7 protein-coding genes, 1 tRNA gene and 1 pseudogene are annotated in these 14,289 nt (G+C 65.8%); 5 read left to right on the plus strand and 4 right to left on the minus strand.

Features of this window, described 5'->3' with window-relative positions; genetic code table 11:
* Positions 1-15 precede the first annotated feature (15 nt).
* Both IPP28_09170 and IPP28_09175 read right to left on the minus strand, forming a co-directional pair.
* Complete coding sequence (locus IPP28_09170; protein MBL0041190.1) at positions 16-1,479, minus strand: M20/M25/M40 family metallo-hydrolase; 1,464 nt, start codon at positions 1,477-1,479, stop codon at positions 16-18.
* 250 nt (positions 1,480-1,729) lie between these two features.
* Positions 1,730-1,814: transfer RNA gene (locus IPP28_09175), tRNA-Leu, on the minus strand.
* 267 nt (positions 1,815-2,081) lie between these two features.
* On the opposite strand from IPP28_09175, the gene rnr reads away from it, so the two are divergent.
* From rnr to IPP28_09190, 3 genes are all read left to right on the plus strand, one after another.
* Positions 2,082-4,373 (plus strand): ribonuclease R, encoded by a 2,292-nt coding sequence (gene rnr / locus IPP28_09180; protein MBL0041191.1) that lies wholly within the window; start codon positions 2,082-2,084, stop codon positions 4,371-4,373.
* Positions 4,370-5,110 (plus strand): 23S rRNA (guanosine(2251)-2'-O)-methyltransferase RlmB, encoded by a 741-nt coding sequence (gene rlmB / locus IPP28_09185; GenBank protein MBL0041192.1) that lies wholly within the window; start codon positions 4,370-4,372, stop codon positions 5,108-5,110. Before rnr ends, rlmB begins: the two co-directional genes overlap by 4 nt.
* A gap of 108 nt (positions 5,111-5,218) precedes the next feature.
* Entirely contained in the window at positions 5,219-6,859 is a 1,641-nt protein-coding gene (locus tag IPP28_09190) for a vanadium-dependent haloperoxidase (GenBank protein ID MBL0041193.1), read from the plus strand.
* On the opposite strand, the gene IPP28_09195 is transcribed toward IPP28_09190, so the two are convergent.
* Positions 6,860-7,195: a hypothetical protein gene (locus IPP28_09195; GenBank protein ID MBL0041194.1), complete on the minus strand. Its 336-nt coding sequence runs from the start codon at positions 7,193-7,195 to the stop codon at positions 6,860-6,862.
* Positions 7,196-7,359: 164 nt separating this feature from the next.
* Between IPP28_09195 and gltB the strand changes: the two are divergent.
* Together gltB and IPP28_09205 are read left to right on the plus strand one after the other, a co-directional pair.
* A pseudogene (gene gltB, locus IPP28_09200) lies at positions 7,360-11,825 on the plus strand (glutamate synthase large subunit).
* Positions 11,822-13,309 carry an FAD-dependent oxidoreductase gene (locus IPP28_09205; GenBank protein ID MBL0041195.1) on the plus strand — a complete coding sequence of 496 codons (1,488 nt, stop codon included), beginning with the start codon at positions 11,822-11,824 and terminating at the stop codon, positions 13,307-13,309. Before gltB ends, IPP28_09205 begins: the two are co-directional and overlap by 4 nt.
* A 9-nt stretch (positions 13,310-13,318) precedes the next feature.
* Here IPP28_09205 and cysK read toward each other — a convergent pair whose 3' ends face one another.
* Positions 13,319-14,254, minus strand: a complete 936-nt coding sequence (cysK, locus tag IPP28_09210) for a cysteine synthase A (protein MBL0041196.1) — start codon at positions 14,252-14,254, stop codon at positions 13,319-13,321.
* Between the last annotated feature and the right edge of the window lie 35 nt (positions 14,255-14,289).

Below are 14,289 nucleotides of genomic sequence, written 5' to 3' on the forward strand. Positions count from 1 at the left end.
GTTTGGTCGTCCGTCCTACTTGCCGAGTTCGACCAGGAATTCGGCGAACGACAGTGCCGCGCCGTCGTAGCTGTCGATATTCGGATTGGTCGATTCGATGACGTAATACTCGTTCGGCGCGTGCGCGCCGCTGCCGTGGCCGAGGCCGAAGTGGCCGGCGGGCAGGTTCAGCGGCGGATCGGTGAACACGAAACCCGGGTACGAACCGGCATTGCGCGGCCACAGCAGCGGGTCGATGCCGCGCCCGCGCAGTGCCGCCTGCATGGCCTGGATGAAGGGACTATCGGCACGGGTCTCGGTCGGGTTGTAGCCGCCGGACACCTTCACTTCGATATCGCCGTAACCGCGCTTCGCGAGATGCGCTTTCAGCGCCGCCACCGCATCGTCGAAGTGCATGCCGGGCACGAGGCGCATGTCGATCTTCGCGATCGCTTGGTGCGGCAGCACGGTCTTGCCGCCCGGACCGGTGTAGCCACCGACCAGTCCTTCGATGTTCACCGTCGGTTGCGACACCAGCCGCTCCTGCGCCTGTTGCCACGGCAGATCATCGATCCAGTGGCTGACGCCGAGCTGCTGTTTGGTGATGGCTTCGTCGCGCACCGTCGAGGCTTTCGCGATCATCGCCCGGTGCGCGTCGCTGATCGGCGGTGCCTTCGGATAGCCGTCGATCGTGATGGTGTTGCCATCTTCGGACACCAGGGTGTCCAGCGCCTTGACCAGACGCCAGGCCGGGCTGTCGACCATGGCTTTCAGCGAGGAATGCACGTCCTTGTTTGGGCCGCGGCCCCATTTTTCGCCACTCGCGATCAGCTCCAACTCGACGATGCCTTTGGCACCGAGGCTCACGGTCACGACACCGTCGAGGCCCTGCATCGCGGTCGGCATGAACACGCCGATCGTCTTCGCGAACGCCGCCTGCACCTTCGGCGTGTGCACCAGCTGGCGGATGTGCACCGATCCGATCTCTTCCTCGCCCTCGGCCACGAGCACGAGGTTCACCGGGAGTTTTCGATCCGCGGCCTTGAATGCATGCAGGGCCGCGAGAAACGCCGACTCCGGACCCTTCTGGTTCACCGCGCCACGGCCCATCATCACCTTGCCGATGTCGGGCATCTCGACGATGCGACCTTCGAGCGGCGGAGATTTCCATTCCGATGCATCGTATTGCTTCACGTCGTACATGAAGTACACGCCGACGGTTTTTTCCGCGCCCGCGTCCAGCGTCGCGAACACGCCGGGCTTGCCCTCGGTCGGGATGATCTCGACCTGCTGGAAACCCGCATCGCGCAGCAACTGCGCCTGATGTTCGGCACCCTCGGTCGAATTCAGGTTTTCCGCCGCGATCGACGGCAACGCGATCCAGTCCTTCAAACGCTGCACATTCGCATCGTGTTGCGCCGCGAGCTGGGCGCGGATCGGTGCGAGGTCATCGTTTCCAGCGAAGGCGCTGCCTGCGAAGGTCGATATCGCGAGCAGCATGGCGACGGTTTGACGCAGGCGGGCGCGCGCTGCAACGGGACGGGCAGTGGTTGGCGTCATGGCAAGGGTCTCGGAGGTGGGCGCAGCGCGCGGAAGTCGCCGTAGTTCTACCAGATGCCTCGAACGCCCGATTTCGCGATGGGACCAAATGTGGGATGGCCGGGCGGGCCGCGTCCGATCGCGGCCACGACGACGTCCGCAGCCTCCGGAAACAACAACGCCGGCACGAGGCCGGCGTTGTGTTTGAAGATGGTGCCCAAGAGAGGACTCGAACCTCCACGGGTCGCCCCGCTAGTACCTGAAACTAGTGCGTCTACCAATTCCGCCACCTGGGCAGGTGTTCCTGCGCCGGATTGGGCCGTGCAGGGGCGCGCACTCTAGGTGCGGGGCGCGGATTTGTCAACGCGGGAGGCGCTTTCGCGGCATTCGACTTACCATGCGTCGATGATCGGGAGCGATGCGTGAAGAAACGAGGCGGCGGCAAGGGCAGTTCGGGTGCGGGATCGGCGGGCGAGCGTCGCGCGCGCGGACCGGGCAAGCGGGTCGGCGGCGGGGCCGTCGCGGCATCGACCGGCAAGCCGAAGAAGAAGGCGGCGCCATGGCTGCCTGACGTGCTGGTGACGGGCCCGGCGCAGGGCGAGCGGTCGAAGCGCACCGCTCCTTCCGGGACGCCCGCGAGCGCGCCGCAGCGGCGGAGTCGTTATGCCGACCCGCAGGCCGAGCGCGAGTCCTTGCGCTACGCCAATCCGATCCTGTCGCGCGAAGGCCTCGCCACATTCCTGGGCGAGTCCGCCGAGTTGATGACGGTCGAGCGCATCGCGGTGAAGCTCGGTTATCGCGACGAAGAACGGCTCGACGCCTTGACCCGTCGACTCACCGCGATGGTGCGCGAAGGCCAGTTGCTGGTGAATCGTCGCGGCGGTTATGGCGTCGCCAAAAAGCTGGACCTGATCGCCGGTTCGGTGATCGCGAACCCGGACGGCTTCGGCTTCCTGAAGCCGGACGACGGTGGCGACGACCTGTTCATCCCGCCGAACGAAATGCGTGCGGTCATGCATGGCGACCGGGTGCTGGTGAACGTCACCAACATCGACCGTCGCGGCCGTCGCGAAGCCGCGATCGCGGAGGTGCTGGAGCGGCGTCGCCCGCGCCTCGTCGGTCGTTTCGACGAGCGCCGTGGACTCGGCATCGTCATTCCCGATGATCGCCGTCTGAGCCAGGAAGTGTTGATCCCGCCCGACCAGCGCGGTGGCGCGGCGGCCGGTCAGATCGTGATCGCCGAGATCACCGAGCCACCGAGCAAGGAACGTCCACCTCTGGGTCGCGTCGTCGCCGTGTTGGGTGAGAAGCTGACCGCGTCGCTGATCGTGCGTGTCGCGATCGAATCGCATGGTTTGCCGCACGACTGGCCGGTCGAAGTGACCCGCGAGGCCGAACGGGTCGAACCGGAGGTCACGAAGCGCGATCGCGAGATGCGTCTGGATCTGCGCGACCTGCCGCTCGTCACCATCGATGGCGAGGACGCGCGCGATTTCGACGATGCCGTGTTTTGCGAACCGCGCAAGGGCGGCGGCTGGCGGCTCGTGGTCGCGATCGCCGACGTCTCGCACTACGTGCCGGTCGGCAGCGAACTCGACAAGCAGGCTTTCGAACGCGCAACCTCGGTCTACTTCCCGGGCTTCGTCGTGCCGATGCTGCCGGAGACGCTGTCGAACGGCATCTGTTCGCTGAACCCGAATGTCGAGCGCCTGTGCATGGTCTGCGACATGGTCGTCACGGCGGACGGCGAAGTCAGCAAATCCAAGTTCCACCCGGCGGTGATGCGCTCGCATGCACGCCTGACCTACACGCGTGTCTGGCGCGCGATCGGCGAACGCGATGCCGAGGAACGTGCGGCGATGGGCGAACTGTTGCCGCACCTGGAAAACCTGCATGCGCTCTACAAGGCCTTCGTGAAACGCAGGTCTGAACGCGGCGCGATCGAGTTCGAGTCGCAGGAAGTGAAGTTCTCGCTCGGCGCCGCAGGCGAAGTGCTGGCGATGCAGCCGCAGGCGCGCAACGACGCCCACAAGCTGATCGAGGAATGCATGATCGCGGCGAACGTCGAGGCCGCGAAGTTCCTGAACAAGGCCAAGGTGCCGGCGCCGTACCGCGTGCATCCGCCGCCGCCCGAAGAAAAATTCGAGGAGCTGCAGAGTTTTCTGGCCGAATTCAGTCTGCGCTTGCCACCGCATGCGTCGGTGAAACCGGCCGACTATGCGGCGCTGCTGCGCAAGATCCGCAAACGTCCCGATGCGCTGCTGCTCGAACAGGTGTTGCTGCGCTCGCAGAGCCTCGCCGTCTACCACCCGGACTGCAACGGCCACTTCGGCCTCGCGCTCGATGCGTATGCCCATTTCACCTCACCGATCAGGCGCTATCCGGACCTGCTCGTGCATCGCGCGATCCGCCACGTGCTGAACGGCGGCAAGGCGGCGAATTACGAGGCCGGGCCCAGCGAAATGCTGGCGCGCGCGCAGCACTGCTCGCAGCGCGAGCGCCGCGCCGACGAGGCCTCGCGCGAGGTCAACGAGCGTTACCAGTGCGCCTGGATGAGCAAGCATGTCGGCTCCGAGTTCGACGGCATCATCAGCGGCGTCACGTCATTCGGGCTGTTCGTCGCCATCGCCGACACCGGTGTCACCGGCCTGATCCACGTCACCCAGTTGCCCAACGACTACTACCACTTCGACGCCGGACGCCGCGAAATGGTCGGCGACCGCCAGGGCCTGCGCTTCCGCCTCGGCGACACGCTGCGTGTGCAGGTGCTGCGCGCAAGCATGGAAGAACGCAAGGTCGATTTGCGCCTGGTGCCGCCGGCCGCCAGCAAGGAACAAGGGAAGAAGAAGCGATGAGCAAGGACATTCTCGCCGGCATCCATGCCGTCGAAGCGGCGATGAAGCATGACGCCGGCAATGTGGTCGAGATCATGGTCGCGGACGCGGCGAAGAATCCGCGTCTGAAGCGGCTGGTCGACGCGGCGCGCGAACTCGACATCAAGCTGCATGCCCGTGACATGGCTCAGCTCGACAAGTTGTGCGGCGGTGAACGGCACCAGGGCGTGGTGGCGTTCTACAACGCGCCGGCCGCGAAGACGGAAAAGGATCTTCCGGCCTTGATCGAGGCCGCCGGCCACGACGCGCTGTTCCTGATCCTCGACGAGATCACCGATCCGCACAATCTCGGCGCCTGCTTGCGCAGTGCACTGGCCGCCAAAGTCACCGCGGTGATCGTGCCGAAGGATCATGCGGCACCCTTGAATGCGACCGTGCGACGTGCGTCGGCCGGTGCGGCGGACCGCATCCCGATCGTGCGTGCGACCAATCTGGCACGGGCGATGGAGGTGCTGAAGGAGGCCGGCGTCTGGATCAGCGGGCTCGATGGCGACGCCACGCAAACGATTCATGACACCGATTTCCGCGGTCCCAGTGCACTCGTGATGGGGGCCGAAGACGAGGGCATGCGACGATTGACCCGCGAGCGTTGCGACTATCTCGTGCGCATTCCGATGCCGGGTCCGATGGAATCGTTGAATGTGTCGGTGGCGACCGGCGTCGCGCTGTTCGAAGTCGCGCGACAGCGTGCGAAGTAACCGCAATCTCGACCTGGCGTATTGAGTTTTTCGAGGCCACTACGTAAGTTGCCGCGATGACGTCGGCGTGAAACCCGACCACCGCTCGATCACTCCAAGGGAAATGGCATGCATCAGATCCAGCAGACCGGCGCCAGCGCCGAAGCCGACGCCGTGTCGGTCAGTCGACGCGGCTTTCTCGGATCGACCGGGGTTGCGGCGGTCAGCTTGATCGGTGCAGGTGCGGCAATCAGCAGTGGCGACGCCAAGGCGGGTTTCGCGCCGCGGCCACGCACCACGCCGCGTGGCGCCAGGGCGCTTGAACAGCGCATCGCACGTGCGGCCGCGAATTTGTCCGGGGTCATGGCTGATCCTGCCGACAATGGTGATGAGCAATCGGTGCCGAATTTCGCGGCCCAGTATTCGAAAGGCCTGCCGCACGATGCCAGCGGTGAAGTCGATGCAGCGGCCTATCAGGCCTTGCGGCGTGCCTGCATCAGCAATCTGGAGTCGGACTGGAGCGCCGTGCCGATGGGGGGCACCGCCAAGCAGGTGAGTCCGCAGGACGCATGGGCGTTCCAGATGGAAGGCGCGGACCCGACCCGGCTGCGGATTCCGGCCGCACCGGCATTTTCGAGCGAGCAGCGCGCCGCCGAAATGTGCGAGGTCTACTGGATGGCGCTGCTGCGCGACGTGCCGTTCGCGCACTATCCGCAGTCGTCTTTGGCGGCCGATGCGGTCGCCGACCTGCGTCGCTTCGCGTTGTTCCGCGATGTCACCGTGCAGACCCTGTTCCGCGGGGTCAGCGCGGGCGAGAAGATCGGCCCGTACCTGTCTCAGTTGCTGTGGAAGCCGATTCCCTATGGCATGACCACGATCACGCAGAAATACGCCGCCGGCGCGCATGGGGTCGATTTCATGACCACGCTCGCAGAATGCCTGCGTGTGCAGAACGGGATCGCGCCGTCGCAGGCGTTGACCCTCGGTGCACCAGTCTATGGCGGTTGCGGACGCGATCTCGGCGAATACGTGCACAAGGATTTCAGTTACCAGGCCTTCCTCAATGCGGCGCTGATCCTGCTCGGCCTGGGTGCTGCGGCGCTCGATGACGCCAATCCGTACAAGGCCTATGCCAATCGCGCCGGCTTCGTCTGCATGGGTGGTCCGGATGTGTTGTCGATGGTCGCGCAAGTCGCGGCCTTGGCGCTCAAGGCGGCGTGGTACCAGAAGTGGTCGGTCAATCGCACGCTGCGACCCGAAGCCTTTGCGCTACGCGTGCACCAGAGCGAAAGCGGCGTGCGCAGCTACCCGATCCATGCCGCGTTGATCGCGTCGCCGGTGCTGGATCGACTGCATGCCGCACATGGCAGCGTGCTGCTGCCGATGGCCTTCGCCGAAGGGTCGCCGACGCACCCCTCGTATCCGGCCGGCCATGCCGCCATCGCCGGTGCGTGCGTCACCGTGCTGAAGGCATTCTTCAAGGAAAGCTTCGTGCTGCCGAATCCGGTGGTGGCAAGTGATGACGGCAATACCCTCGACGCCTATGCCGGCGCGGCGCTGACCCTCGGCGGCGAACTCGACAAACTCGCAGGCAATATCGCCATTGGCCGCAATATCGCAGGCGTGCACTACTGGTCGGATGGTGTCGAGGGCCTGCGTCTCGGTGAACAGGTCGGTCTGGCCTTTCTCGCTGACGTGCGCAGCACCTATCCGGAGTCCTTCGCCGGGTTCGGCCTGACCCGGTTTGACGGTTCGCCGATCGTCGTCTGATTACCCATCGACGCCGTCGTCGCGGCGGCGTCTGCGGTGCCATTGGTGCTTGCGCCAGCGACGTTCCGAGCAGACCAGCAGTCGCCGCATCGGGCGACGCAGCAGCGGCAGGTCCTGGGCAAGCAGCAGCAGGCCGAGCGGCAGCATCCAGAACCCGAGCACCGGCAGGAAGCCGATCACGCCAGCTGCGCTCAGCACGAGTGCGAGCGGGATGCGAACCCAGCGCGAACCCGGTCGTCGCAGCCAGCGCAGGAAGCGCGCGAAGCGTCCCGGAAATCGGCGCTCGACCCGGCGCAATGAGCGGCGAATGCCCTGTTCGTCCTTGTTCGGTGTCATCTGAATGCCCCAGGCAGCGCGTGGTTGTCGCACGGATCGGCGTGTCGTGCGCGCAGCATGCCACCGCTTAGAGCCAAGGCTCTACGCGCCCCCGATACCAGATTGGTCATGGCATTCACTGCGTCACGACGCACACGCGTCGCGATGCATCATGGGCGAACGACATGGGCGACGATCGACAGCTTGGCTTGTATGACCCGCGTTTCGAGCACGACAGTTGCGGCTTCGGGCTGATCGCGAGCCTCGACAACGCGCCCTCGCGCGGTCTGGTCGATGCCGCGATCACGGCACTGGAACGCATGGCTCATCGCGGCGCAGTGGGGGCCGACGGCAAGTCCGGCGATGGCTGCGGACTCCTGCTGCAGCGACCGGAAAAATTCCTGCGTCACGTCGCGGCCGAATGCGGCATCCGCCTCGGGCCATCGTTCGCGGCCGGCAATGTCTTCCTGAGCCCTGACACGGCACTCGCGGCCGAGGCCCGTGGCGTGCTCGAAGCCGAATGTCAGCGCGTCGAACTGCGCGTTGCCGGCTGGCGCGAATTGCCGATCGATACCGAACCCTGTGGCGCGCAGGCACTGGCCAGCATGCCGCGCATGGAGCAGGTGTTCGTGATGCCGACGGTGGCGATGGACCAGTCGAGCTTCCAGCGTGCGCTGTTCCTGGCCCGTCGGCGCAGCGAGATGCGTCTGGCCGACGACCGCGATTTCTACGTGGTCACGCTGTCGGCGCACACGCTCGGCTACAAGGCCATGGTGCTGCCGGCCGGCCTGCGCGTGTTCTACCCGGACCTCGCGCATCCGTTGCTGGCCGCCGCGTTCGCGACCTTCCACCAGCGCTTCTCGACCAATACCGCGCCGCAATGGCGGCTGGCGCAGCCGTTTCGCCTGCTTGCTCACAACGGCGAAATCAACACCATCGAAGGCAACCGGCACTGGGCCGAGGCGCGCAGCGCGAAATGGCGCACGCCCGCTATCGACCTGCGTGAACTGAAGCCGCTGGTGTCGCTCAGCGGCTCGGATTCGATGAGCCTCGACAACATGCTCGAGGTGCTGCTGGCCGGAGGCATGGACCTGCTGCAAGCGATGCGCGTGCTGATCCCGCCGGCCACCGGTGCGCTGGAAGCGCGCGATCCCGACCTCGCCGCCTTCTACGACTATCACGCCCTGTCGATCGATCCCTGGGACGGACCCGCCGGCATCGTGCTTTGCGACGGGCGGTATGCCGGCTGCACGGTCGATCGCAACGGCCTGCGCCCGGCGCGCTGGTTGATGACGCGCGACCGCCACCTCGTGATCGGCTCCGAGACCGGCATCTACGACATCGATGCCGCCGACATCACCGCGAAGGGCAAGATCGGTCCGGGCGAGATGATCGCGGTCGATCTCTATTCGGGCGAATTCCTGGACTCCCCCGCGATCGATGCGATCAACCGGGCGCGCGCGCCGTTCAAGCGTTGGCTGAAGCAGGGCAGCCGTTACCTGGTGTCGGACCTGATCGATCCGGCGCTCGCGACCGAACCCTTCGATGCGGCCACCTTGCATCGACACCAGAAGCTGTTCCAGTTGACGCGCGAGGAGCGCGAAGACCAGTTGCGCGTGCTCGCCGAAACCGAGCAGGAAGCCATCGGCTCGATGGGCGACGACACCCCGCTCGCGGTGTTGTCGCGGCAGACGCGGTCGCTCTACGACTATTTCCGCCAGGCGTTTGCGCAGGTCACCAATCCGCCGATCGATCCGTTGCGCGAACAATGCGTGATGAGTCTGTCGACGCCGATCGGGCGTGAAGGCAATGCCTTCGAGATGGCGCCGGAAAACGCGCGCCAGACCATGCTGAACTCGCCGATCCTGTCGCAACGCAAGCTGCGGCAGATGCTGGCGCACGAGGAATTCGCGAATGCGCATGAGCGTTTCGCGCTGCATTTCGACGCGACCCTCGGCCTGGCGTCCGCCATTCGTCACCTGTGCGCGGCGGTCGAGGCCTCCGTGCGTGCCGGTACCGTCATCGTGATCCTGAGCGACATGCATCCGGAGGCCGGGCGTTTGACGATGCATGCGCTGCTCGCCACCGGTGCGGTGCACGATCATCTCGTGCATGTAGGTCTGCGTTGCGAATGCAACCTGATCATCGAGACCGGCACGGCGCGCGATCCGCATCATTTCGCCTGCCTGATCGGCTATGGCGCGACCGCGGTGTATCCCTACCTTGCCTATCAGACGCTGATCGAGCTGGCGCAAGGCAAGATCATCAAGCCCAAGCGTGGCGGCGAAATGATCGAACTCGGCCGCAGCTACCGGCGCGGCATCAAGAAGGGCCTGCTCAAGATCATTTCGAAGATGGGCATCAGCACGATCGGCTCGTACCGTGGCGCGCGCCTGTTCGAGATCATCGGCCTGAAGCGCGAAGTCGTGGACCTGTGCTTCGCGCATACGCCGAGCCGCATCGGCGGTGCCGGGTTTGCCGAGCTCGAAGCCGATGCGCGCACCCTGCATGCACTGGCCTTCAGCGCGCAGGCGAACATCGAGCCGGGCAGCCTGCTGAAGTATCGCCATGGCGGCGAGTACCACATGTTCAATCCGGATGTGGTGCAGAGCCTGCAGCGCGCGGTGCTGACCGGCGACTATTCCGACTATCGCGTCTATGCCGATCACGTGAACACGCGCCCGGCGTCGACGCTGCGCGACCTGCTTGCGCTGAAGTCGCCGGATGCGCCGTTGCCGATCGAGGCGGTGGAGCCCATCGAATCGCTGTTGCCGCGCTTCGATTCCGCCGGCATGTCGCTGGGCGCCTTGTCGCCGGAAGCGCACGAGGCGCTGGCGATCGCGATGAACCGGCTCGGTGGCCGTTCGAATTCAGGTGAAGGCGGCGAGGATCCGGAGCGCTACGGCACCGAGAAGATGTCGAAGATCAAGCAGGTCGCATCCGGTCGTTTCGGAGTCACGCCCGAATACCTGATCAATGCCGAGGTGCTGCAGATCAAGATCGCGCAGGGCGCCAAACCGGGCGAAGGTGGCCAATTGCCGGGGCACAAGGTCAACGACCTGATCGCGCGCTTGCGGTATGCGCGGCCCGGCATCGGCCTGATCTCGCCGCCGCCGCATCACGACATCTACTCGATCGAGGACCTGGCGGAACTGATCTTCGACCTCAAGGAAGTGAATCCCGAAGCGCTGGTCTCTGTGAAACTGGTGGCGCATGCCGGCATCGGCACGGTGGCGGCCGGTGTCGCCAAGGCCTATGCCGACATGATCACGATTTCCGGCTACGACGGCGGCACCGGCGCCAGCCCGATCTCGTCGATCAAGCACGCCGGCGCGCCCTGGGAACTGGGTGTGTCGGAAGCGCGCCAGACGCTGCGGCGCAACGGGCTGCGCGGCAAGGTGCGCCTGCAGGTCGATGGCGGGTTGAAGACCGGGCTTGACGTGATCAAGGCGGCGATCCTCGGTGCCGATAGCTTCGGCTTCGGCACCGGTCCGATGATCGCGCTCGGCTGCAAGTACCTGCGCATCTGCCATCTGAACAATTGCGCGACCGGCGTCGCCACCCAGGACGAGCGCTTGCGCGAAGCGCATTTCACCGGCTTGCCCGAGCGGGTGATGAATTACTTCCGCTTCGTCGCGATGGAAACGCGCGAATGGCTGGCGCGCCTCGGCGTCGCGAAGCTCGATGACCTGATCGGTCGCACCGACCTGCTGGGCGTGCTCGATGGCGAGACCGACAAGCAACGCGGGCTCGATCTGCTCCCACTGCTCGCCGACGACGTGTTCGACCGTGACGTGAATTCCTGCGCGGCCGGCACCCGCAATCCGCCGCGTGACCCGGCCCAGCTCGCGAGCCGCATGGCCGCCGACATGCGCGAGGCCATCGAGGGCAAGCAGGGCGGCGAGTTCAGGTATGAGATCCGCAATGCCGATCGTGCCATCGGTGCGCGCATCTCGGGCCTGATCGCACGCCGGCACGGCAACCACGGCATGCGCGACAAGCCGATCCATGCGCGCTTCAAGGGCCACAGCGGCCAGAGCTTCGGGGCGTGGAATGCGGGTGGCTTGAACCTTCACCTGGAAGGCGACGCCAACGACTACGTCGGCAAGGGCATGGCCGGCGGCCGCCTGGTCATCCGTCCGCCGGTCGGCGCGCGCTTCGTCGCACGCGCACGCCGATCATCGGCAACACCTGCCTGTACGGCGCCACCGGTGGCGAACTGTATGCCGCGGGTCGTGCCGGTGAACGCTTCGCGGTGCGTAATTCGGGTGCGACCGCGGTCGTCGAGGGCGCGGGAGATCATTGCTGCGAATACATGACCGGGGGCGTCGTCGCCGTGCTCGGGCGCGTCGGCATGAACTTCGGCGCCGGCTTCACCGGCGGTTTCGCCTATGTGCTCGATCTCGATCGCGATTTCGTCGATCGCTACAACCATGAGTTGATCGACATCCTGCGTCTGTCGCCCGAGGGCATGGAACATCACCTGCAGCATCTGCAGCGACTGGTGCGCCGTCACGTGTTCGAGACCGAAAGCGCCTGGGGTCGCACCTTGTTGACCGAATACCGCGACTTCCTCGGCAAGTTCTGGTTGGTGAAACCGAAGGCCGCCAGTCTCGAATCGCTGATCGACACGCTCGGGAGGGCGGCATGAACAAGCCTGTCGCGAAGTCCGCCAAGCCCGGCGTGTTCCAGTTCCTCGAAGTGCCGCGGCGCACACCGCGCGAACTGCCGGTGAACGTGCGCGTGCTCGGCTGGAACGAAATCTACGGCCACTACGACGCGCCGGCCGCGCTCGAGCAGAGCGCGCGCTGTCTCGACTGCGGCAATCCCTATTGCTCGTGGAAATGCCCGGTCCACAACGACATCCCGAACTGGCTGGCGCTGGTCAAGGAAGGCCGCCTGTTCGACGCCGCCGAACTCGCGCACGAGACCAATCCGTTGCCGGAGATCTGCGGTCGCGTCTGTCCGCAGGATCGACTCTGCGAAGGCGCCTGCACGATCAATGTCGGCTTCGAGGCAGTGACGATTGGCGCGGTCGAGAAATACATCGTCGACGAAGCATTCAAGCAAGGCTGGCGACCGGACCTGTCGCGCGTGGTGCCGACCGGTCGGCGCGTCGCCATCATCGGTGCCGGCCCGGCCGGCCTGAGTTGCGCCGATCGGCTGGCGCGTCTCGGCATCGAGGCGCATGTGTTCGATCGCTACGAGGAAATCGGTGGCCTGCTCACCTTCGGCATTCCGCCGTTCAAGCTGGAGAAGCAGGTGATCGCGACGCGGCGCGCGGTGCTCGAAGCGATGGGCGTGACCTTCCATCTTGGTGTCGAAATCGGCCGCGAGCGCACGCTGGATCAATTGCTCGCCGAGTTCGATGCGGTGTTCGCCGGCACCGGCGCCTATCGCTACGTCGATGCCGCGTTGCCGGGGCAATCCTTGCCGGGAGTGGTGCCGGCTTTGCCCTTCCTGGTCGCGAACGGGCGCCGGGTGCTGCACGGCGATACCAAAGATCGCAGATCGGAGGCTGCTCCCACGACGGGGCCGGTGGCGGGTTGGTCGCAGGCGGCGCCGTCGCTGGATGTGCGCGGCCAACGCGTCGTCGTGTTGGGTGGCGGTGATACCGGCATGGATTGCGTGCGCACCGCGGTGCGTCTCGGTGCCAGCGAGGTCACCTGCATCTATCGTCGCGACGAAGCCTCGATGCCGGGCTCCAGGCGCGAGGTGAAGAACGCCAAGGACGAAGGCGTGCGTTTCCTGTTCCATCGCCAGCCGCTCGCGATCGAAGGCGAGGATCGTGCGACCGGTGTGCGCGTCGTCGAGACGCGTGCTTCGGCGCATGGCGCACGCAATGTCGGTCCGGAGATCGTCGACGGCAGCGAGACCGTGATCGCCGCCGATGTGGTGATTCTCGCCTTCGGCTTCCGTCCCGATCCGGCCGACTGGTTGACCACGCACGCCAACGAACGGACCCCCGATCAACGACTCCTCGTCGGGCAGTCCGGGCGCCTGCCGTTCCAGACCGCCCAGCCGAAATTGTTTGCCGGCGGCGATGTCGTGCGCGGCGCCGACCTGGTGGTCACCGCCGTGGCCGACGGCCGCGATGCCGCGGCGAGCATCTCGGCCTGGCTGCGGCAAGGCTGATCGAACCGCCTATTCGTCGGACCCTTCGTTGATGCCTTCGAACAGGAAAGTGCTGAGGTAGCGTTCGCCGGTGTCGGGAAGCATGGTCAGGATCACGCTGCCCGGTTCGGCGATCCGGGCCACTTTCAGTGCCGCCGCGAAGGTGCCGCCCGAGGACAGGCCGCAGAAGATGCCTTCCTGTGTCGACAATGCGCGGGCGGTGTCGCGGGCTTCGAGGTCGGTGACGGTTTCGATGCGGTCGAAGATGTCGCGATTGAGTACGCCCGGAATGAAGTTCGGGGTCCAGCCCTGGATCTTGTGTGGTGCCCATTCGCGACCGGAGAGCAGGGCCGCGCCTTCCGGTTCGGTGACACAGATGCGCAGATCGGGGCGGGCGAATTTCAGCACTTCGCCGGCGCCGGTCAGGGTGCCGCCAGTGCCGTAGCCGGTGACGAACCAGTCGAGGCGGCGACCGGCGAAGTCGCCGAGGATCTCCGGTCCGGTGGTGTTGCGGTGCCAGGCCGGATTGGCCGGATTTTCGAACTGTCGCGCGACAAAGGCACCGTGTTTCGCGGCGTATTCGTTGGCGATGCGAACCATGCCGGTGGCCCGCTCGGCGGCCGGCGTCAGGATCACCTTGGCGCCGAGCGCACGCATCAGTTTGCGGCGTTCGACCGAGAACGAATCGCTCATGAAGGCGACGAAGGGATAGCCGCGCGCTGCGCAGACCATTGCCAGTGCGATGCCGGTATTGCCCGAGGTTGCTTCGACCACCATCTGGCCCTGTTTCAGCGCGCCGCTGGCTTCGGCGTCGAGGATGATGGCGAGCGCGAGGCGGTCCTTCACCGACGACATCGGGTTGAAGGCTTCGAGCTTGACGTACATCGTCACGCCGGCCGGCGCGAGGCGCTGCACGCGCACGACCGGCGTGCGGCCGATGGTGTCGAGGATGCTGTCGAAGATCATGGTCGGACTCCGCGAGGATGGAGCACCAAGGCTAG

Source organism: Lysobacterales bacterium, assembly GCA_016721845.1.
GTDB lineage: Bacteria > Pseudomonadota > Gammaproteobacteria > Xanthomonadales > Ahniellaceae > JADKHK01.

Coding starts and splice junctions, on each gene's coding strand:
- rlmB (MBL0041192.1), top strand. CDS start 4,370: ATGAGCAAGGACATTCTCGCCGGCATCCATGCCGTCGAAGCGGCGATG.
- IPP28_09195 (MBL0041194.1), bottom strand. CDS start 7,195: ATGACACCGAACAAGGACGAACAGGGCATTCGCCGCTCATTGCGCCGG.
- IPP28_09170 (MBL0041190.1), bottom strand. CDS start 1,479: ATGCTGCTCGCGATATCGACCTTCGCAGGCAGCGCCTTCGCTGGAAAC.
- IPP28_09205 (MBL0041195.1), top strand. CDS start 11,822: ATGAACAAGCCTGTCGCGAAGTCCGCCAAGCCCGGCGTGTTCCAGTTC.
- IPP28_09190 (MBL0041193.1), top strand. CDS start 5,219: ATGCATCAGATCCAGCAGACCGGCGCCAGCGCCGAAGCCGACGCCGTG.
- cysK (MBL0041196.1), bottom strand. CDS start 14,254: ATGATCTTCGACAGCATCCTCGACACCATCGGCCGCACGCCGGTCGTG.